General features: G+C 43.4%; 21 protein-coding genes. 13 read left to right on the top strand and 8 right to left on the bottom strand.

The window, feature by feature from the left end; all coding sequences use genetic code 11:
• Positions 1-3: 3 nt before the first annotated feature.
• The 4 genes from QUA44_RS16710 to QUA44_RS16695 are packed head-to-tail and all read left to right on the top strand — an operon-like array spanning position 4 to position 2,817.
• Positions 4-879, top strand: a complete 876-nt coding sequence (locus tag QUA44_RS16710; protein WP_333252418.1) for a hypothetical protein — start codon at positions 4-6, stop codon at positions 877-879.
• 17 nt (positions 880-896) lie between these two features.
• Positions 897-1,433, top strand: coding sequence for a hypothetical protein (locus QUA44_RS16705; RefSeq protein ID WP_333252419.1), 537 nt, complete (start codon positions 897-899; stop codon positions 1,431-1,433).
• 32 nt (positions 1,434-1,465) lie between these two features.
• Positions 1,466-2,092: an ARC6/PARC6 family protein gene (locus QUA44_RS16700; RefSeq protein WP_333252420.1), complete on the top strand. Its 627-nt coding sequence runs from the start codon at positions 1,466-1,468 to the stop codon at positions 2,090-2,092.
• Between the two features lie 2 nt (positions 2,093-2,094).
• On the top strand, positions 2,095-2,817 hold the full coding sequence (locus tag QUA44_RS16695) for a M15 family metallopeptidase (protein ID WP_333252421.1): 723 nt from the start codon (positions 2,095-2,097) through the stop codon (positions 2,815-2,817).
• Between the two features lie 172 nt (positions 2,818-2,989).
• Here the strand turns inward: QUA44_RS16695 and QUA44_RS16690 are convergent, their stop codons facing one another.
• Positions 2,990-4,423, bottom strand: a complete 1,434-nt coding sequence (locus QUA44_RS16690) for a transposase (protein WP_333252422.1) — start codon at positions 4,421-4,423, stop codon at positions 2,990-2,992.
• A gap of 17 nt (positions 4,424-4,440) precedes the next feature.
• Between QUA44_RS16690 and QUA44_RS16685 the strand changes: the two genes are divergently transcribed.
• On the top strand, positions 4,441-4,977 hold the full coding sequence (locus QUA44_RS16685) for an Imm30 family immunity protein (protein WP_333252423.1): 537 nt from the start codon (positions 4,441-4,443) through the stop codon (positions 4,975-4,977).
• A 31-nt stretch (positions 4,978-5,008) separates the two neighbouring features.
• Positions 5,009-5,557, top strand: coding sequence for a hypothetical protein (locus QUA44_RS16680; RefSeq protein ID WP_333252424.1), 549 nt, complete (start codon positions 5,009-5,011; stop codon positions 5,555-5,557).
• 106 nt (positions 5,558-5,663) lie between these two features.
• On the opposite strand, the gene QUA44_RS16675 is transcribed toward QUA44_RS16680, so the two are convergent.
• From QUA44_RS16675 to QUA44_RS16665, 3 genes are all read right to left on the bottom strand, one after another.
• Positions 5,664-6,068, bottom strand: a complete 405-nt coding sequence (locus QUA44_RS16675; protein ID WP_333252425.1) for a transcriptional regulator — start codon at positions 6,066-6,068, stop codon at positions 5,664-5,666.
• Positions 6,052-6,351 carry a type II toxin-antitoxin system HigB family toxin gene (locus QUA44_RS16670; RefSeq protein WP_333252426.1) on the bottom strand — a complete coding sequence of 100 codons (300 nt, stop codon included), beginning with the start codon at positions 6,349-6,351 and terminating at the stop codon, positions 6,052-6,054. The genes QUA44_RS16675 and QUA44_RS16670 overlap by 17 nt, the downstream gene beginning before the upstream one ends.
• Positions 6,352-6,490: 139 nt before the next feature.
• A complete protein-coding gene (locus tag QUA44_RS16665; protein WP_333252427.1) occupies positions 6,491-6,673 on the bottom strand; it encodes a hypothetical protein in 183 nt (60 codons plus the stop codon).
• On the opposite strand from QUA44_RS16665, the gene QUA44_RS16660 reads away from it, so the two are divergent.
• Positions 6,672-6,842: a ribbon-helix-helix domain-containing protein gene (locus tag QUA44_RS16660; RefSeq protein ID WP_333252428.1), complete on the top strand. Its 171-nt coding sequence runs from the start codon at positions 6,672-6,674 to the stop codon at positions 6,840-6,842. The two genes, QUA44_RS16665 and QUA44_RS16660, sit on opposite strands and share 2 nt — an antisense overlap.
• A gap of 51 nt (positions 6,843-6,893) precedes the next feature.
• Positions 6,894-7,340 (top strand): DUF5958 family protein, encoded by a 447-nt coding sequence (locus QUA44_RS16655; RefSeq protein ID WP_333252429.1) that lies wholly within the window; start codon positions 6,894-6,896, stop codon positions 7,338-7,340.
• A 55-nt stretch (positions 7,341-7,395) separates the two neighbouring features.
• On the opposite strand, the gene QUA44_RS16650 is transcribed toward QUA44_RS16655, so the two are convergent.
• The 3 genes from QUA44_RS16650 to lepA all read right to left on the bottom strand — a co-directional run bounded on the left by QUA44_RS16650 (position 7,396) and on the right by lepA (position 10,359).
• The gene (locus tag QUA44_RS16650; RefSeq protein ID WP_333252430.1) at positions 7,396-7,815 is read right to left on the bottom strand and encodes a type II toxin-antitoxin system VapC family toxin; all 420 of its coding nucleotides are present in this window, start codon (positions 7,813-7,815) and stop codon (positions 7,396-7,398) included.
• On the bottom strand, positions 7,812-8,384 hold the full coding sequence (locus tag QUA44_RS16645) for a type II toxin-antitoxin system HicB family antitoxin (RefSeq protein ID WP_333252431.1): 573 nt from the start codon (positions 8,382-8,384) through the stop codon (positions 7,812-7,814). Before QUA44_RS16645 ends, QUA44_RS16650 begins: the two co-directional genes overlap by 4 nt.
• Positions 8,385-8,544: 160 nt before the next feature.
• Positions 8,545-10,359: a translation elongation factor 4 gene (gene lepA / locus QUA44_RS16640; RefSeq protein WP_333252432.1), complete on the bottom strand. Its 1,815-nt coding sequence runs from the start codon at positions 10,357-10,359 to the stop codon at positions 8,545-8,547.
• Between the two features lie 327 nt (positions 10,360-10,686).
• Here lepA and QUA44_RS16635 point away from each other — a divergent pair, with 327 nt between their 5' ends.
• The 3 genes from QUA44_RS16635 to QUA44_RS16625 all read left to right on the top strand — a co-directional run bounded on the left by QUA44_RS16635 (position 10,687) and on the right by QUA44_RS16625 (position 15,050).
• Positions 10,687-10,914: a type II toxin-antitoxin system CcdA family antitoxin gene (locus QUA44_RS16635; RefSeq protein WP_006632513.1), complete on the top strand. Its 228-nt coding sequence runs from the start codon at positions 10,687-10,689 to the stop codon at positions 10,912-10,914.
• 564 nt (positions 10,915-11,478) lie between these two features.
• Positions 11,479-13,374, top strand: a complete 1,896-nt coding sequence (locus QUA44_RS16630; RefSeq protein WP_333252433.1) for an ATP-binding protein — start codon at positions 11,479-11,481, stop codon at positions 13,372-13,374.
• Between the two features lie 866 nt (positions 13,375-14,240).
• Positions 14,241-15,050, top strand: a complete 810-nt coding sequence (locus QUA44_RS16625; protein ID WP_333252435.1) for a GAF domain-containing protein — start codon at positions 14,241-14,243, stop codon at positions 15,048-15,050.
• A gap of 563 nt (positions 15,051-15,613) precedes the next feature.
• Here QUA44_RS16625 and QUA44_RS16620 read toward each other — a convergent pair.
• Entirely contained in the window at positions 15,614-17,164 is a 1,551-nt protein-coding gene (locus QUA44_RS16620) for a PAS domain S-box protein (protein ID WP_333252436.1), read from the bottom strand.
• A 517-nt stretch (positions 17,165-17,681) separates the two neighbouring features.
• On the opposite strand from QUA44_RS16620, the gene QUA44_RS16615 reads away from it, so the two are divergent.
• Positions 17,682-18,332, top strand: coding sequence for a DUF3386 domain-containing protein (locus QUA44_RS16615; RefSeq protein ID WP_333252437.1), 651 nt, complete (start codon positions 17,682-17,684; stop codon positions 18,330-18,332).
• A 280-nt stretch (positions 18,333-18,612) separates the two neighbouring features.
• Positions 18,613-18,849, top strand: a complete 237-nt coding sequence (locus tag QUA44_RS16610; RefSeq protein WP_006632519.1) for a NifU family protein — start codon at positions 18,613-18,615, stop codon at positions 18,847-18,849.
• The last annotated feature ends 142 nt before the right edge of the window (positions 18,850-18,991 follow it).

Here is an 18,991-nt window from a genome sequence, read left to right as displayed (position 1 = left end):
GCCATGAGTGACTTCAGAAAATCAAAAAAAGCAGCGGACTCGAAGCGAAAAACTCAGGGAGACGTTTCTGACAGAAGTGATCTGGATATTTTAAACGAGGAAATTGAAAAAGCTGATCTAGAAGTAGATGAGCAGATACAAATTATTGAAACTAAGACGGAAGAACTTAATAATCTTGAGCAAAACTTAGAATCCATCTCGGAGAAACTCGGTGAACTAGAAGGAGAGGCTTTGCAAATTGCTTACCAGGAAATTAACCAAAAAATGGAACAAAAAGCAACCGAGATTGATGAATCCAGAGGCAAGCTTGAAACAATTAAAGAAGGTATGCAGCAAAAACAGTCTGAAATTAAAGAACAAATTGGAAAACGTGATGACGCTTTGACGGAACTTGAAGAAACAGAGCGAAAGTGCCATGATGTTGATCTAAGCGAGTCTAAAGATGCTGTAAATGAGGAGAAAGAGAATCTTGACGATGCTCAGAATAAAGTAGGTGAAATTCTGAATAAAATTGATGCTGCTGGGGAAAACATGAAAAAAGTTGATACTACTATTTCAAACGCACAGAGCAAAGCCAATAATATTTTCTCCAAAATAGGAGATGTTTCCAAGAAATTTGCGGCAGGAGTAGTAACATTTACTGGGATTGCTTCAGGGTTGGCAGATGTGAACAATCGAGTAGCTGCTCCACTGTTTCCTAACGATTCTGTCTTTTCACAAATCAAAGATAGATCTAATAAGGCAGAAGATTATCATTCGTTAAACTCTGATGCTATAGATTTAGATAGTTCTAAGGAGTCAGAAAAAGAACGCAGAAAAAGAGAATCTGAAGAATCCAGCGAACTGGGAAATGAATCTGAAAAAAGTGGAAAAAAGTAAGTAAGCTAAATAGGACTATGAATGACCAACAGGAAAAAACTAAACTCTGGAAAGTCTACGGCATCTTAATGGGTGTAATGGTAGGCGGTGCTCTCCTAATTCTAGGGGGGCAAGCTGCCTGGAATGCCGTTCAACAGAATATGTCAAAAGCCAGTATTGAAAATAAACCAGTATCTACTAGCTCTTTGCCTTTAAGCACTCCACCAGCACCACCAGAAGCGCGATCGCCAACTAATTTATCTACACCACCATCGGATTCAACTGAACGAGTAAGCTTTGATAAAGGTAGTACAGGAGCAACAATTCGTGACAGTGTAACAGCAAATCAAAAAAAGCGCTACTTACTAAACTGCGGTAGCGGACAACGAATGACTGTGCAAGTCAGGCAGGGAAGTATTAATGTGACAATTATTTCTCCTAAAAATCAAATAATAGGCAATGCTGTGAACGGTGTATCCCAATGGCAGGGCAAACTGCCAAATACTGGAGATTATATTATTGAAATTTCTGCACCAAATCAGTCAGGCTACCTCATTAATATTGAAGTTTCATAAAATTTTACTCATCTAAGAGGAGATATTTACCTATGAATGACCCAACAGACAAACAAAAACTATGGAAAATATACGGCATTTTGATGGGTGTTATGGTAGGTGGTGCTGTGCTAATTCTAGGCGGTCAAGCTGCCTGGAATGCCATTCAAGAAAATATTTCAAAAGCCAGTAGTGAAAATAAACCACCCTCTACTAACTCTGTGCCTTTAAGCACTCCACAAGCACCACCTGAAGTACGACCGCAACCTAACTCTCAGCCAGCAACTTCTAATAGTCTAACTAAACAAGAAGCTGTTAATCTGATCGAGCGCTATCTGCAAGCGAAAGACAAGATTTTTGCTGCTCCATTCGATCGCCAACTAGCTGCCAACCTTACAACCGGAAAAGTCTATGACGACATCATAAAGCCAGGAGGCTCAATTGACTGGTTGCAACAAAATAATGCTTACTATCAGTATAGTAATCGTTCAGCTCAAGCAACAGGTTACTTTTCTGCCAGTGGAAATGAAGCCCAAATAGAGGTCGCCATTAAAGAAGACTTTTCTTTTTATATGAATGGTAGTCTTGACGAATCTAAGACTAACTCAGGTTTCTATCGTTTCACGTTAAAGCTAGAAAATGCGAATTGGAAAATAGCAGATAGACAAGTTAAAAATTAGCTATGAAGTTTCTCAAGCAACCGTGGTATATTTGGTGTGGGACAATCGCAATAATTGCGATCGCAGTTATTGTCAGCCACAATCCTATTGCACAATTTTTAGTTCATAATCCACCTATCCAGTCTGAATTAAATACTCCAGCTTCGGTAGTTCCCAGTATTAATTCACCTTCACTAGCGCTCCCGGCAATCAGTCAGGAATCCAAATATGGTCATTTTCCTTATGCAGAAGCAGATAGCAGTAGATTGATGGTTATTGCTAGCTATGCCCAGCAGGAGTATCAACGTTTAGAACAGCTTGATCGAGAAGCAGCACTAGCATTAATGAAGATGATTTATGCGGCTCGTGATGAAGGTGTTTGGATTATTGCAGTCTCAGGATTTCGCAATATTGCAAATCAAGAGTTGCTGTTCAAAAGCCAGATAGAAAAACGCGGATCTCCTGAAGAAGCTGCAAAATTAAGTGCGCCTCCTGGCCACAGCGAACACCATACTGGTTACGCTATAGATTTAGCAGAGGGCTTATACCCTAAAAAAGATATTACCTACGAATTTGAAAATACCAGCGCCTATAAATGGCTAACTATTCATGCCAAAGAGTTTGGGTTTGAAATGTCTTTTCCTGCTAACAATGCCCAAAGAGTAAGTTATGAACCTTGGCATTGGCGTTTTATGGGTTCGCCTGCTGCTGCTGAAGTTTTTGCTCGCTCCCGAAGTCTCCGTTGATAAGTACGATCGCCCTTAATGTCCAAAAGTGCGATCGCCTCCCATTCACCAAAAGTAATCTTCCATGATTTAATTAAAGTAGCGAACCCTTTTTCAGTGGCATGGTTGGGTACTTTTGATAAAGTGGGAGAGATAAGATGAACGTTACTCAATTCAATACTCCGGACAGTTTTTAAGCAGCGAGAGTACCATAGGATAGGACTGACGGAAGGTTAGGGTGATTTAAAATTAAATTCGGGTCTAAATCTAACTTATCAATAAAGGTGTAAAGTATATGCCTATTGAATTCAAGGCGTTTATAAGAAGCCATCGAAAACACGAATGGAGCGGGAGATGAATGACGATTATAAGCTTCATATTTGGCTAAGTTTAAAGCAGTCAGACTGGCATTAAAATGAAAATCCAGGCGTTGACCACTACAAGATTGGCAATCGGATAAACCTGTAAATTGTTTGGGATCACGAAAAATAAATTCAATTTGAAAACGAGCCCGATAATACTCAAGTATTTGCTCACCTGTCAGATCGAGATCAGTGCTGAACAATAAAATATTTTTAATTTTACCGTTAGGTTGAACTTCTTGAAGACAAGCTAAACGTATTTGACATTTTAAACAAACACTCCATACTACTAATGAATAAAGCTTAACCCCCGGCTTGATTTCTTTGATAAAAGTTAAGTTTTTTAATTTGTTACAGTCTACTTTTCCATCATATTTGCGAGGGGCACCTATTTTGTTTTTTTCACCTGTATAGATGTAATTCAAGTTGGCATCAGACCGTAATTTGCTAATCAAATGTAAATTTAAATCCCGTACAGCATCCCAGAACTTGGCGCGACAATAATAACCGTCAGCTACCAAATAACGTACAGATTCTGGCAATATAAAACGAGTTTCTTTTAAATGTTTGGCATAGTCGTCAACTCTTGTTAATTCAGGCGTTGAGCTTTTAACTGCCTCTTTTTTTGTCTGTTTTTTTGACGTTTTTTTCCCTTTAGTAGTTAGGGGACTTTTGGGTAGTTCTGTAGGAGGACGCCAGGGCGTTTGTTGTACGCTCACACTATAAGATAAATGAGTTTCAACTTCGACAAGAGAAATGACAGAAATTTCTAATCCCTCTTCAGGTCTGCCAGCTACACCATTATAAAATGTAGCTTTACCTTCAGTCTTTTTGCCACTTTTGTTAATAAATGAACAATCGATTGCAGCAATAATTGTTCGCTCAGAATTCAATGCTTTTTTGATAAAACATTGATGGAATTCACTAAAACTAAATTTTTTCAAGAAATGACGACGATAAGTTTTTTCACTCAAGGAACTATAACGGCTCAGATTGGTAAAATTAACTTTGCCATAAACAAGTAATATGGTGGAAAATAAAATTACCATAAACTTTTTTTGGGATTGACTAATCCCTGACATTTGTTGTAAGATAGATTCTAGAATATTCATCGGGCATTTTTTTAAGTTCGTGTGTTTTTTGAGCTTAACGTAAAAAGTGCCTTTTTTTTGATTATCGGTTAAAATCTCAGGGAGTTTTTGGCTCTGCTCGCGGAGCGCCGCTGTTCCAAAACTGTCCGAAGTATTGTCAATTAATAGAAACATTAAATGCTAATAAATTTATGCGATCTGATGAGGAAGTAATGAGTTTTGACGTCACTTTAGCCGAACTTGCCCTACATCCTAACAGCGAATATTTGCCAGCACTTTATCTAGTTTTCGATGACAGATGCGAACAACATGAAGTCATGTATGGTCTCATTCATTTTCTAGAGTCTTTTGAGCTAAAAGACCAGTTCCAGGCTTTTATTGATAGCATAGACCGGATGATTGTGAATGCTAAAGAATGGACAATGATTCTACTTTATGGAATTCTCAATCAGGATTTAGCCCGGAGTTTATATAGCCAGATATTACATTCTACCCATTCTCAAAATCGGGATTTATGTACGCATTTGCTGCGCGAAATATCTGCTAATGAATCCCCTCCTTTATCTTCCCATGCTGAGTCAGTTATTTCCGGCGCAACTGCGATCGACATTAATATTGATGAAATTCAGAGAGATCTGTCGAGCTTTCTTAAACTCATCCAAGATGGGAATATCTTGGTACTCTTGCAAGACGATCGGCCAATAGCCGAAATTAAACCTATCAAATAAAGCCTCTCGCCATTAGATAGGAGCGATCGAGATGAATAACTATATCAATTTTACAATCCAGCTAGAAAAACCTAATTGCGAACAATATGCGGACCCACCAGATGACTCATTAGGAGAACTTTCGCATTTTGAATTAGGTCTGAAACTATTTTGCTTTGAATGCGATAGTTTAGTATCAATAGAAATTGGTCAAGAAAAAGTAAAAGTTTTTTTAGACCCCGATATCTGTATGCTCCTAGAAGATGAACTCCCCAAAAAAATTAGTGAGTTATCCCAAGGCAATCCCATCAACATAGAATTTGTTGAAAGTGTTTGCATGACTCTGGAATTACATCCCTTAGCCAATGATAAAATTAGCTGTAATTTAAAAAGATTTGGATATTTATCTCCAAACCAGTTTACCCTAAAATCCAGAAATCAACACTTTGAACTGAATAAAACTCAAGTTATAACAGAGTTAAAGGGATTTGTCGAACAACTCATGGAAATGGCTCTAAATGGCGGCTATATCACCCCGGTCGAAAAGCAAGAATTCCTGATGCCACTCCGCGAAATTGCTCCTGCTTCGGCTATTTGTTAATTAAGTGCGATCGCCCTTCACGTCCAAAAGTGCGATCGCCCTTAATCTCTCAAAGTGCGCGCGAGCGTAGCTATCGCGTAGGGAATCACCCTTAATCTTACTTCCCTTAATTACAAAACAAACTCGGATCTACATGAAAGAAACTCCCCAGAATCAATGCCAGCTCTTTCCCAATATCTCGATCGCCATTAACCACTTCATACACTCTTTTTTCAGATCCAATAACTCCCACTAAGTCAGCAGGTTGTAACTCTCTTTGTTCCATCAAAAACAGCAGTATTGAACGAGGCATTGCTGTGGTTCCTGGTGCATAGAATTCTTGCTCAAATTTTTCAATTAATGCAATCAGCAATTCATATAACTCGTCTTCTTCAGGAGTGCGATCGCCCCGGTGCATCAACTCTTCCACAATAGCGAGAGCCTTTTCATTATCCGCTTCAGTTCTAATTATTTTCGGCTGGTACTGAGACAATAACTCTTTGTATTTATCTGGATTAAAAGTAAGGGTCATTTTTCCATTTCTCCTTATCATACTCAGCATGGGTGAGAATATATTTGATATAAATTAATTTGCTTTCATAATCAATACTAACGATTAATCGATAATTATTACCTTTGATATTAAAAACTGTAAACCCTCCAACAGCTTCGGCTTTAGGAAAAACAGATTGTACCTCAATTAAATTAGACCATTTAGCCTTGCTAGCAATTTTAAACCAGTTATCCAAAGCTTCCCCGCAATCAGCATGAGTTTCGCTGTATTCACGCACCCGTCGGTAGCTGATTATGTGCATCTACTATACGCAATTTAAACTAAGTTTTAGTTTAGCTCAACCAATTTCTTTGGTCAAGGACGATCGCCCATTACCCCAAAAGTGCGATCGCCCTCGATAATTTGACTGTTAACTTATCAAACACCCTCCCCCAAGAAAATTATCCTTGTGGATGAGGTAAATCAAACACCACTTCAAATCGGATGTTGGGCACTCGTTGCCGAAACAACTGAAGATGTCCCTCCGCATCCGATCGGCTGCGATAGCGACCGACGATCGCCCATTGCAAGCTGGACGGGCGAGGTGGCACAATAGGGGAAACTTCCAACAGATTGCAAGGCATGAGCGACAGCGAGCGGATTTCAGTGGTTTTGCCAACACAGGCTAAAAAGGATCTCGAAAAGTTGTGCGATCTCGAAAAGCGATCGATCTCCAACTTTGTCTACCTTCTGATTCAAGAGGCGATCGATCAAGCAAAAGCATCCGGCAAACTCAAATCAACAGATGGCTAAAACTAAAAGGATAACATCACATTATATTTGAGCCCGACTTAGTAGAGACAAATGAATCTAACCAATGAAATTACAATCAATCAAATTCAACAAGAATTAATTAGCCAAAAAGATGCAAAAAACTGGTTTTTAAGCTTCCCAACCCAATACCAGCAGGAGATATTGCAGCGGCTATCCTACATGATCCTCCAAGCAGGGGCGCGAGAAGAAGATGTTTCCCTAGCTATTGCCAAATCAAAACTTCGCCCAACATACACCCCTTGCGTGTTGCTGAGTAAAGGGCGATTAAAAGAACAAATGGGAAAGCTTTTGAAACTCCCGCCCTCAGAATTTATCAAAACCTTTTTCCTGTTAATAAGTTTATTGGCAATTGCTGATGCGCGCAGGTACGATAAATATTGTCAAGATGGCTGTAGCCACTGGTGGCACCGCGATTTGAGCGATCGCAAAGTTGTAGATGAAATTCAGCGCGAGTTTCAACAAAGCATTCTTGTTTAAGTTGTAGTAAGCTGTGATGCGATCGCCCGATCGCCCTTCATCCCCAGCCAACTCCTCAAATTGTCCAATCTTCAAACCTCAAACCCGGTACTCGCTCAAAATCTCGCCGATTCCGCGTCACCAGAATAGCATTTTTATAAATCACAACAGCAGCAATCCGCAAATCTTTTGTGCCGATGCGAATCTTTTGACGCACCAAATCTGTATAACAATTGTAAGCATCGCGATCGAACTTCAACACATTAACACTGTTGAAATACTCTACTCCATCCTGCAATCCCTTATAACCCCAGATTACTCGATCCGATTGAGAAGATTGATTAATCGCATTCAACCATCCCCGCATTTGTTCCTCAACGGTAATCACTGTTACTGCAATCTCTTCAGGATTAGCCTGACTAACTCGCAGCTTTACCAGCGGATGCTCGTTTTGAAAAAGCGTCAAACAATCCGTATCCAGTACCCACAAACTCATTTTACTCCCATCTCCACATCAACTTGGGGGTAATCTGTTCCCATTTCCTCCTCAAGGGTATTGCGATCGGCTTCCATATAAGCAACCACCTCACCAAACAGCGGATTGTCTTTATACATTCCCGCAAATTTCATCCACGGATGCTCCGGTTTTGGCGGTTTAATTTCCAGAGAAATCAGTTCAGATTTTTCTAGCCGATCGCCCACAACTAAGCTAATATTGGTAATAACTTCTTCCCGGCTATTACCATCAGCTTTACATTCTTCCCAACCCAAAACCACCGCTTGATATTTTCCCTCTGTTTTCTGTTCTATCAGCACTTTCAAAGCTGGACTATCTGGTTTTTTTTCTTGGATTTCCAGAAAAATGATTTCCGCTTTTTCTAAACGATTCGTGACCAACTGGCTGAGATTTGCGATCGCCTCTTCGCGAGTATTTCCCTCAGATTTACATTCTGGCAAACCCAATACAATCGCTTGATATTTTCCCTCCGTTTCCTGTGCGATGACGGCTGTCAAGGAAAAGTCAGTTAATTTGTCCGACGGCTTTAGTAATATTTTGGTACTCATAGTAGTAAATTCAACTAACAATTATATGTTTAATTATACCCGACATTTTACACCATTTTAATTTAAGCCTTTTAGGGACTGGCAAGATGCCCGTCCCACAAGAAAACAGACTCTTTGTGGAACAGGCATCTTGCCTGTTCCTGACAAAAAGCCACACAAACTACGAATCGCGATCGAGCTTCAGCACAGCCATAAAAGCCTCCTGCGGCACATCCACAGTACCCACAGACTTCATCCGCTTCTTACCCTTCGCCTGCTTTTGCAGCAACTTCTTCTTCCGCGAAATATCCCCGCCGTAACACTTAGCCAACACATCTTTCCGCAAAGCCGGAATGTGTTCCGAAGCAATCACCTTCGCGCCAATAGTCGCTTGAATGGGAACCTTAAATTGATGGCGAGGAATCAACTCCTTGAGTTTTTCCGTCAACCCGCGGCCCACATTATAAGCCTTATCCCGGTGTACGATCATCGCCAAAGCATCAACCGGATCGCCATTAATTAAAATGTCCAATTTCACCAACGGATTTTCGCGATAACCGATGATGTGATACTCCATGCTCGCATAACCGCGCGATCGCGATTTCATCTGATCGAAAAAGTCCGTCACCACCTCCGCCAAAGGCAACTCGTAAACCAGCGTAGTCCGCCCCTGACTCAGATACTTCATATCCATAAAAATGCCCCGCCGATTTTGAGACAACTCCATCAGCGTCCCCACATAGTTTTCCGGCGACAGCATTTCTACCCGCACATAAGGTTCCTCAATCTTCTCCCGATACTGAGGATCGGGCAAGTGGCTGGGATTGTCAATTGTTAACACTTCTCCTTTAATTGTTGTGACTTGATAAACCACAGAAGGAGCCGTAACAATCAAATCCAAATTGTATTCTCTCTCCAGTCTTTCCTGCACAATTTCCATGTGCAGCAAACCCAAGAAACCGCAGCGGAAACCAAATCCCATCGCACTCGAAGTTTCCGGTTCGTAAGAAAGCGCCGCATCGTTGAGTTCGAGTTTTTCTAAAGCTTCCCGCAAATCTGGAAATTGGTCAGCATCGATCGGGAACAAGCCGCAAAAAACCATCGGTTTTGCCTCTGTATAACCCGGCCAAGGCTCCGGTGCCGGCTTTTTGACCAAAGTAATCGTATCACCGACGCGAGCATCAGCTACAGCTTTAATTGCCGCGCCCAGATAACCAACTTCCCCCGCGTGCAGTTCGTCTACTTGAACTTGAGTCGGTGAAAGGATGCCCAATTCATCGATGACATATTCCTTACCCGAAACCATCAACAAAACCCGATCGCCCTTTTTAACACTTCCGTCCATCACCCGGAAATACACAATTACCCCGCGATAAGCATCGTAATAACTGTCAAAAATTAGCGCCCTCAGCGGTTTATCAACAGTATCCTGCGGCGGCGGCACCTTTTCGACGATCGCCTCCAAAATCTCATCAATACCAATTCCTTCCTTAGCAGAAGCCTCAATCGCCCCGCTACAGTCCAGACCGATAATTTCTTCAATTTCCCCTTTTACCCGTTCCGGTTCCGCCCCCGGCAGGTCAATTTTATTTAAAACCGGAATAATTTCCAAATTATTTCCCAAGGCAAGGTAGACATTTGCCAAGGTTTGTGCTTCCACACCTTGAGATGCGTCAACCACCAGCAGCGCCCCTTCGCAAGCAGCCAGCGATCGCGAAACCTCATAGGAGAAGTCTACGTGTCCGGGAGTGTCGATCAGATTGAGCACGTACTCCTGACCGTCCTTGGCAGTATAATTCATCCGAGCCGCTTGCAGCTTGATCGTAATGCCGCGTTCGCGTTCGAGATCCATATTGTCTAAAAACTGCTCCTTCATCTGCCGTGCCTGCACAGTCCCAGTCGCCTGCAACAGCCGATCTGCCAAGGTCGATTTTCCGTGGTCGATGTGAGCAATAATCGAAAAATTACGAATGCGAGATACAGGGACGTTAGTCATGTTTTTTATCGAAGAGCTAATCGGCAAAGGATACTTTTTGTTGTATGATTACACAAGCAAGAGTAGAGTGCTTACTTCCACCTCTTACTGGGGATTGAGATGAAACCACAACTGAGGCAAACCTCAAGAGTATCAGTTATTAGCCTTTCAAGTGTCCGACAGAGCCAGGACACCCAAAAGGAAAAAACTTTTCTCTCTCTCATTGTACAGAAAGCGGTTAAGCGGTTGAGGAAAGGTTGGGTGCAAATCAGGGACTTCAAATATCTAGTCCAGCCGGTTGTCCTGAAAAGAATTGAAACTTAAGAATTAAAACTAGGATTTTTAACTATGAGCGAATCAAGAATACCTTCCCACAGTTCGTCAGAAAAAGTCGAACTGTCCATCCATATCGATTCTGAACTGCTAGACCAAATTAAGCACTTGACGAATGACCCCAGCAAAGTCATTGAAACAGCAATCAAGCAGTGGCTCAGAGGCGAGCGCCGCGAAGACGAACTGGCTCTGGGTTTGCGTCGCAACCCCCCAGTCCCGCCACGCGGTGAATGGAACGACTAAGGTGCTCTGGCCCCAGACGGCGCGCGCAAATCAGCAGGCTGTGAAATTTAGATCGCGCGGGCGATCTCCTGCAGATTTCGTGGCTAAAGCTACAGGTGGCGGGCGAGTGAACTCGGCTAAATCACAACCTCGGAACAATTTCAGGTGAGGGAAAAAATGCGTGAGCCATTCCCTGACTAGAGTTGTTCGCAGCCTCATATTTTGGCGTAATTTTCACACTTGATAGTTAATCGGTGCAGATTCCTAATTTCTCAATCTTAATTTTTATCTTTAAATTACCCAAAACGGCTGAAAACGAATAGTTGTGAGTTTTGAGTTGAGTTCCGAATTAAGGAATTAATATTTGATGAGTTCATTAATAACTCAAAAGTCAATAGTAGAAGCCTAAAATTCTTGCAAATTGTGGGTTTGGAGCGATTAATGTTTTAATTAAAAAGCCAACAACTTTTTAATTGATTAATAACTCACAAATTAACAGTAGAAGCCCCAAACAATGGGGAGTCTTGAGTCTTTTATAAAAAACTCAAGACTCCAAAATCCGAACTACTTTCATCCCCTACTCTGATGGACTCTAACACAGATTTCCGGCGATCGAGCCTCGCCTCTACAGTTTTTTTTCAAGAGTTAGGGGCAGAATTAGTATTTACCCAAGACGCAAGGGGTCGATATCTATCTTTTTACTGGCAAAAAGCCGAGCAGTACAACCTTACAGCAGAACAAATTGTCGATCGCCCCCTCAGCGAAACCCTGCAACCCATCCCCCCTGCGCCTTATCTCGATATCCTGCGGCGGGCGCTCGAAACCCTCGTGCCGCAACGGTTCAGCTATCCATTTTGCCACGCCGGACAATATTTTCTCTTCGATTTGACACTCACTCCGGCGATCGACTCAAACGGCAAAGCTGCAAAAGTCTTAGTTATCGGAAGGCTGCTGTCTGACAAACCCACAGACAGACGGCCCGACTCCCCAGAATTCATGCTCTATCGAGCTTTGCCATCCCCCTGGGACGCCCGCCAACCAATGTCACTTCCAGCGAGCCGTATCCCCGGTCGATCGCTCCCTCCCTACTCGGAAATCGATCGTAAAATCATCTCCCAAATCGCTCAAAACCTGCACAAAACCCTCGATTTAGACACAATTTGGCAGCAAACTGTTAACAGCTTGGGTCAAGTTTTGAACGCAAGTCGCTGCATCATCTGTTCCTACAAAAAAGACAGCGAAAATCTCGAAACATCCCCCTTCCTTGCCTCGGAAAATCAGCAAAAATCGACCGCAGCAGCCGAATTACAACAGTCAATAGCCACAGACTCCTCGCCCCCGCTTTCCCCAGCTCAAATCGAAAATCTCCAATCGAAAACTTTTAAAGTAGTAGCTGAGTACCGCCAAGAAGCTTACTCTTCTATGCTGGGATTAGAACTGCGCGCAGCCGAACAACCAGGGTGGATTCAAACTTTAGCCACATTAAAACCAGTAGCAGTCGATTACGCCTCCCCTGCCGCCGATCCCTTCCACCGCCATTCCGTGCTCGTAGCAGCTACCTCCTATGAAGACCAACCCAATGCACTGATATGTTTGCACCGCTGCGGCAGTTCCCCGAAATGGAGTCATGTCGAACTCGAATTCGCCCGCGAGTTAGTCGCTCAAGTCGGCAGTGCGATCGCCCACGCTACACTTTACCAAGAATTAGAACTAGCCCGCGCCGAAGCCGTAGCTCTTTCCCAACTTAAAAGTCAATTTCTTGCTAATACTTCTCACGAACTCCGCACCCCCCTCAACGGCATCATCGGCTTCCTAAAACTGCTTATGGACGGCATGGCAGATGACCCCGAAGAAGCGCACCAATTTATCGAAGAAGCTTACCGATCAGCAGTACATTTGTTCAATGTGATTAACGATATTTTGGATATCGCTAAAATCGAAGCTGGCAAAATGGAGTTAGACCTCGCTCCCGTCAAACTCGGTGAACTGTTGCAACAAGTTGAGAATTTTACACGGGTTCAAGTCGAGCAAAAGCGATTGCAATTTCAAATCCAAAAACCCCCTGTGGAGGACGAGATTATTGTGTACGGCAACTACCAACGCCTGCTTCAGGTAATCTTGAACCTCACGGGCAATGCGATTAAATTTACCGGGGAAGGGGGAATTCGCATCAGTGCCGAAATTATTAAGAAAAAGGTAACTGTTGACAACCAGCAGTTCCCCGGAATGGTAAAAATCCGAGTTGCTGATACTGGCATTGGCGTTTCTCTCGACAAGCAGGATAAATTATTTGAGTCATTTTTTCAGGTAGACGGCAATCGTACCAGACAATATGGCGGCACTGGTTTGGGATTGGCTATTTCTCAAAAACTGGTAGAAGCAATGGGGGGTACAGTAAATTTTTACAGTATGGGGGAAGGGCTGGGAGCGACTGTTACTTTTACTGTGCCGCTTTATCAAGAACCACTCTTTAAAAATTAATCATCAGTAATTGATCATCAGTAATTGGTCATCAGGACTTTGAAGGAATCAGGAATCAGGAATCAGCACAAATTAAGAAGCAATAGGGAATCAGGAAGCCGAAAAAAAAACTGCTAGAGCGGTTCTCAACTTTCGTGAGGTACTCGCCAGCTTTCTTATCATATCAAATCCGTTGGCATCGGAATTATTCATCTCTCTCTTCCCTTTCTCTGTATCCTCTGTGTCCTCTGCGGTTTAATCATTCCGATACAACCGGAATGGATATCAATTACCAATTACCAATTACCAAACTGTATCTTACTCCCTTAAAAATTGCTATATTCGTGTATCCGTGAGTTCCGTTGCGTGAATAAAGGTCATCGATAATTGGTAATTATCCTATAAACACAGTTCGGGAGCATCTCATATTTGTAAAAACACTTCTTTTTGCTCCTTCCTTCTGGCTCCTGCCTCCTGTCTCCTGCCTCAAAACTCCAATTTCTAGCTTGGCTGCAAAAGTGAAATGCTCCCCACAGTTCGATCGCCCACCAACGTATCAATTTTGACTTTTATCCGTCGCCAAGCTCCCTCCTTGGGAGTTTTGGACTCATATTGATCACCCACGCCACTTCCGATCCCACCCAGAATTGGCATAAATCAAATCCGGGGAATACGGATAACAGCTCATCTTTAATCTGTAGGCTGGCAGCCCACACATCCTAGTAAAGACACCGCAAATACTTAGTAATGTTTGACGGTCTGTGGCAACATTTAAGTAGAATTACGTAATCCATAAGTAGCACAGCGGCAGGCTGGTAAATTCAGTAACTCCCTGCTCTGTTGCCGGAGTGGTAAACTTTTGCCAGTCTAGTAGAAAAAGGGTTGCTATGAATCAGCAAATATCAGCTCAATCGCAAAAGCTTTTACTCCAAATTGGCAGAAATATTCGTCGAACCTTGGATCTCAATACCATCTGGCAGCAAACAGTTAACAGTCTGGGAGAAACACTAGGTGTCAGCCGCTGTATCCTTTGTCCCTATGAAAGTTCTAGCCTGCAAGTCAAAGTAGCTGCTGAATACTGCCAAGAACCATTTTTACCGATGCTGGGAATGGAAATCTCGCTCACAGCAGCACCTCATTTCCTTCAAGCTCTAGCCACCCTCGAACCGGTGGTAGTAGACTCCTTTGCAGCTAATGACCATTTTGGGCCGCAGTCGCTGCTAGTGGTGGCTACCGCTTACCAAGAGCAACCTAACGGCATAATTAGCTTGCATCAGTGCAAAGGTCGATCGTCTGGGAAGGGTAATGCCGATCGACCTTGGACTCAATGCCAGATCGAATTCGCACAAGAACTTGCCGAGCAAGTAGGAAGTGCGATCGCCCTCGCCACCCTCTACCAAGAGCGCAGCAAGCGAGTACAAGGACTATCCCAGCTCAAAAAGCAATTTTTGTTGAAGGCCTCTCACGAGCTCCGCACTCCCCTAAATCACATCATCGGCTATCTACAACTAACCATAGACGACCAAGCTGACGATCCCATAGAAGAGAGAGATTTTATCCAAGAAGCTCACCGTTCGGCTATCCACCTTTCTCAGGTAATTTCCAATATCTTAGATTACATTGAGTTAAGTGAAGCTTGCCAAACTCACGCAGAGTTAGCCACTTTCAGGAGTCAGGAAAAATCTGGGCATCAGTAAACCTTCTAGTGGCGTATTTAACAAGTCTCATATTTACCCTTCCAACAAGTTTTACCCTGGAAAAAGCTGACACTTTATCGATAGATTCCCTCACTAAATTCGGTAGCTGGTTCATCAATTATTTTTAGGGAATTATAGTTTTATAGCAATCGCCACATCGGTAAGGACAGAAATAAGCTCATGAATAGATCCCTGACCCTTGTAGCATCAACGGTTTGATGCAGTTTAAAAACTGTCAACTGTCAACTGTCAACTGTCAACTGTCAACTGCTATACACAGTACAGCATAGCAACTACTACACGTAGTAGCCCGGTGTATTTATCAGATTATGTCCGCTCGAACGACTCCCATCAAATAGGTTATTTGACCGGAAAGGATATGGCAAGCATAAGATTGCACTTTCACACTTTTAATGCTTTTAACTTGTGCTTGATATAATTACCAGAAAAAATTGGTTTAAAGCCCCAAGCCTGATCGGGAGAAATTAAAAGAAGACTATTCATTACTCCAATCCTCTTCCTTCCAGGTAGAGGTCGCTACCCGTGCTGTCAACTGTCAACTGTCAACTGTCAACTGAACCACTTCCCTTTTTTTTCGGAGTTTTTTGAGGGCTGACATAGCGCGCCCAAAAAGGTTCCTCCATATCTTTCATCGCTGCTAGTTTTTGGCGCTCTTCCTCTATGCGCTTGCGTTCTGAAAGATTAGAAAATATGTTGATACTGCCGACAGCCTGACCGCCCGCATCTCGCACGCGTGCGGCAAACAGCCAAACATCGATCGAACTACCGTCTTTTTTCAACAAAGATATTTCCAAACCGTTTTGCGGCTTGCCATTAGACGCAGACTTTAGCAGCGCGTAAAAATCTTGCTTTTGGCCTTCAGGAATATTCGGTAAAGGTTTCCCTAAAACCTCAGCCGCAGTCCAGCCAAAAAGTTGTTCGGCGGCGCGGTTCCAAACAACGGTATTGCCGTCATTGCTGGTACAGTTAATCGCCAGCGGCGCCGATGCTATCTGCGCTTGCAAAACTTGGTTAACGAGTTGCAGTTTCAATTCTACTTGCTTGCGATCGGTAATTTCCTGACAAGCGCCCCACAAACGGACAACCCGTTCAGCAGTTTTGTCCCACACCACTTGCCAGTAGTCCCGCACCCAGCGCACCTCGCCTTTTTGATTAATAATGCGATACTCATTAGCTCCAGTGCGGCTAAAAGTACAGCCTTCTAACTGTTTAATTAACATTTCCCTGTCGTCGGGATGAACGAGTTCGGAGTTCCACCAACCAAACGATTCTAATTCTTCAGGAACGATCCCGGTGCAGCGCTCAAAAGCTTCTGTCGCCCACTCGCAGGCGAACTTGCCCTCGGGCAGTCCCTTAAAAGAATAGGCAAAATCCGAAGTAATTTGCGACATAACTCTGTAGTGGAGTTCCGACTCTCGGACTGCGATTTCAGCTTGCTTTCGTTCCCCTATTTCCCGCGAATTAATTATAATTCCCTGCACGCTAGAATCGGAAAGCAAACTGTTACCTATCGACTCCATGTAGATCCAAGAACCGTCAGCGTGGCGTTTCCGATATTCGATTGCCCCCCCAATTCCTGGAAATTCTAACAACTTACCAAAATACGTCTGCCAAGCCAGCAAATCGTCTGGATGGATTAACTCGCCGTGAAATTTGCCAATTCTTTCTTCTGGGTTGTAACCCAAAAGTCGCTGTAGGGCTCCGCTGTGGTATCGAACTCGCCCGTCGGAGCCAACAATGCTAATTAGATCGGGAGAATTACGCAGCATAGCTTGCAGTTTTGCTTCGCTTTTAATTAACCCTTGATTGTCCCTGCGATGCTGGCTGATTTGTTTTTCCAACTGCTCCCGTAGCTGTCTGATTTGCCCTACTTGCTGGGCTACAGTGCGTTCCAATAGGCGATTATTTTTTTCGATTTCAACCAGCTTTGCTGCGTTATATGTCGCGCTTTCAAACAAGTGGCTGCCTGCTATTTCATGTAGAGAATTTGATAAATTTTCCAAGATTTTTGTGAAAATTGCCTGTTGCGGATGTGGCAATTCCCTAGCTTGTTCCTGCAATGTTTCTAAGTGTTTGTAGACAGTTTCTAGCATTTTATTAAGGGGGGGGATCTAATAGTTGCCTGCGGGTGCAACCCCTAAAAAGCGGACACAAGTTTTTTCAACATAACCCATAATATCAATTCCGGCTGCGCCGGAATGATATCAAATCCGCGCTTCATCGTCGGGCGTAAAGTCGAATCAAGCTGCCAACAAATAATTCGCGCAATTTTCATTTTTTTGACTCACAGTCAACAGTCAACAGCGATGCCCTGAGCGAAGTCGAAGGGTCAACAGTCAACAATGATTCCGGTGCAACCGGAATCGATATAACTAAGACTGGTGTCTGGCGATCGACCGATCGCGCTCTCAATAACCAGGTATTTTGGGACTTTATTTTCAAATCATAGCAACCGATAGAGAAAGTAAATTCTTGTGGCGCCCTAATTGCCAGCCCAGCAGCACCCCCAAGAAGTGCTCGCCAGGAGTGCGGGTAACTCCCCTACCCAGTGAATGTGGGGCTTCTCGCGGTTAAGCTAAACTAGATGGGTGTCAAGAGAAAGAGGGATTTATGACAGAGCAAGCCAACGCTCGCGATTTGTTTCGCGCTGCTTACGAACACCGCTATACCTGGGATGCCAATTTTCCCGGTTATAGTGCCGATATTGAACTCAAACAGGGCGACGAAGTATATACGGGTCATGTTTCCATCAAACCCGACATGAGCGTGGAAGTCAGCGGCATTGAAGATGAGGAAGTGCAGCAGAGCGTTTACACCCAAATGCGGGACATTGTTACCCACCGCAAGCGCTCGACATTTGAAAAATCTCACGGCAAAAATAGCTTCACCCTGGGCGAGAAAGACAGCACCGACGCTGTGGACATCTTGGTGCAAGGCGACTCAATGGGATCGAATTATAAAATCCGAGGTCTCTCAATTTGTCAAGTCAGCCGGGTGATGGGCCGCATGGCTTTCGTAATTGACACGCACAAAAGCTTAGAGACACCCGAAGGTTCTTTGGCCAGCCACTACGATGCCGTTTTCCGCAACCCTCAAACCGACGAAATCATCAAAGAACTCGAATTTGAAGATACCTTTGAGAAGATAGGCGACTATTATGTCATGACAAAGCAAGTAGTTCGAGCAAAAGAAAAAGGTCAACTGACAACAACCGAGTTCAACTACTCCCATGTCAAACTGCTAGAACCAGCAGTAGTGTAGCGCGATCAAAAACCCGATTTCTTAAATAAAACGGGTTTTTTTGGTTAACGTATCAGAATCAACTTGATTTGGCGGCAAGTAACGCTACGATCGAACTAGAGAGCGAATTGGGATCGAGCATCAGCGTGACAGAAACCGGGTTTCCTGCCGCGGGCTCACCTGAGTGCCTAAGTATTTTATCAAAAAACCCGGTTTCTTAAATCCCGCGCGGGTTGAGAATGCTGTCCTTGAGTCAAATCTAACTTTCATCAACTGCAAGAAATCATCACAGAGGCGAAATATGACACTAGCACTAACCAGAGATAACGTCGAAACAGTTCTCGATGAAATGCGCCCCTACCTGATATCTGACGGTGGCAACGTCGAACTCGTAGAAATTGACGGCCCAGTGGTACACCTGAGACTGCAAGGAGCTTGTGGCTCTTGCCCGAGTTCCACAATGACTCTGAGAATGGGCATTGAACGTCGCCTGCGCGAGGCTATCCCAGAAATTGCCGAAGTCGAACAGGTAATGTAATTAGTCAGTTGGCAATTGGCAGTTGGCAATTGGCAGTTGGCAGTTGACTGTTGACAGTTGACTGTTGACGTTTGACAGTTGGCAGTTGACTGTTGACTGTTGACGTTTGACAGTTGGCAGTTGACTGTTGACTGTTACAAAT

This window comes from Microcoleus sp. N9_A2 (genome assembly GCF_036701775.1).
GTDB lineage: Bacteria > Cyanobacteriota > Cyanobacteriia > Cyanobacteriales > Microcoleaceae > Microcoleus.
Note: the sequence above shows the minus strand (reverse complement) of the source record. Positions and strands in the feature narration are given on the sequence as shown.

Bases quoted from the DNA above. Each gene is read 5' to 3' on its own strand.
- QUA44_RS16710 (WP_333252418.1), top strand. From the start codon at position 4: ATGAGTGACTTCAGAAAATCAAAAAAAGCAGCGGACTCGAAGCGAAAA.
- QUA44_RS16705 (WP_333252419.1), top strand. From the start codon at position 897: ATGAATGACCAACAGGAAAAAACTAAACTCTGGAAAGTCTACGGCATC.
- QUA44_RS16700 (WP_333252420.1), top strand. From the start codon at position 1,466: ATGAATGACCCAACAGACAAACAAAAACTATGGAAAATATACGGCATT.
- QUA44_RS16695 (WP_333252421.1), top strand. From the start codon at position 2,095: ATGAAGTTTCTCAAGCAACCGTGGTATATTTGGTGTGGGACAATCGCA.
- QUA44_RS16690 (WP_333252422.1), bottom strand. From the start codon at position 4,423: ATGTTTCTATTAATTGACAATACTTCGGACAGTTTTGGAACAGCGGCG.
- QUA44_RS16685 (WP_333252423.1), top strand. From the start codon at position 4,441: ATGCGATCTGATGAGGAAGTAATGAGTTTTGACGTCACTTTAGCCGAA.
- QUA44_RS16680 (WP_333252424.1), top strand. From the start codon at position 5,009: ATGAATAACTATATCAATTTTACAATCCAGCTAGAAAAACCTAATTGC.
- QUA44_RS16675 (WP_333252425.1), bottom strand. From the start codon at position 6,068: ATGACCCTTACTTTTAATCCAGATAAATACAAAGAGTTATTGTCTCAG.
- QUA44_RS16670 (WP_333252426.1), bottom strand. From the start codon at position 6,351: ATGCACATAATCAGCTACCGACGGGTGCGTGAATACAGCGAAACTCAT.
- QUA44_RS16660 (WP_333252428.1), top strand. From the start codon at position 6,672: ATGAGCGACAGCGAGCGGATTTCAGTGGTTTTGCCAACACAGGCTAAA.
- QUA44_RS16665 (WP_333252427.1), bottom strand. From the start codon at position 6,673: ATGCCTTGCAATCTGTTGGAAGTTTCCCCTATTGTGCCACCTCGCCCG.
- QUA44_RS16655 (WP_333252429.1), top strand. From the start codon at position 6,894: ATGAATCTAACCAATGAAATTACAATCAATCAAATTCAACAAGAATTA.
- QUA44_RS16650 (WP_333252430.1), bottom strand. From the start codon at position 7,815: ATGAGTTTGTGGGTACTGGATACGGATTGTTTGACGCTTTTTCAAAAC.
- QUA44_RS16645 (WP_333252431.1), bottom strand. From the start codon at position 8,384: ATGAGTACCAAAATATTACTAAAGCCGTCGGACAAATTAACTGACTTT.
- lepA (WP_333252432.1), bottom strand. From the start codon at position 10,359: ATGACTAACGTCCCTGTATCTCGCATTCGTAATTTTTCGATTATTGCT.
- QUA44_RS16635 (WP_006632513.1), top strand. From the start codon at position 10,687: ATGAGCGAATCAAGAATACCTTCCCACAGTTCGTCAGAAAAAGTCGAA.
- QUA44_RS16630 (WP_333252433.1), top strand. From the start codon at position 11,479: ATGGACTCTAACACAGATTTCCGGCGATCGAGCCTCGCCTCTACAGTT.
- QUA44_RS16625 (WP_333252435.1), top strand. From the start codon at position 14,241: ATGAATCAGCAAATATCAGCTCAATCGCAAAAGCTTTTACTCCAAATT.
- QUA44_RS16620 (WP_333252436.1), bottom strand. From the start codon at position 17,164: ATGCTAGAAACTGTCTACAAACACTTAGAAACATTGCAGGAACAAGCT.
- QUA44_RS16615 (WP_333252437.1), top strand. From the start codon at position 17,682: ATGACAGAGCAAGCCAACGCTCGCGATTTGTTTCGCGCTGCTTACGAA.
- QUA44_RS16610 (WP_006632519.1), top strand. From the start codon at position 18,613: ATGACACTAGCACTAACCAGAGATAACGTCGAAACAGTTCTCGATGAA.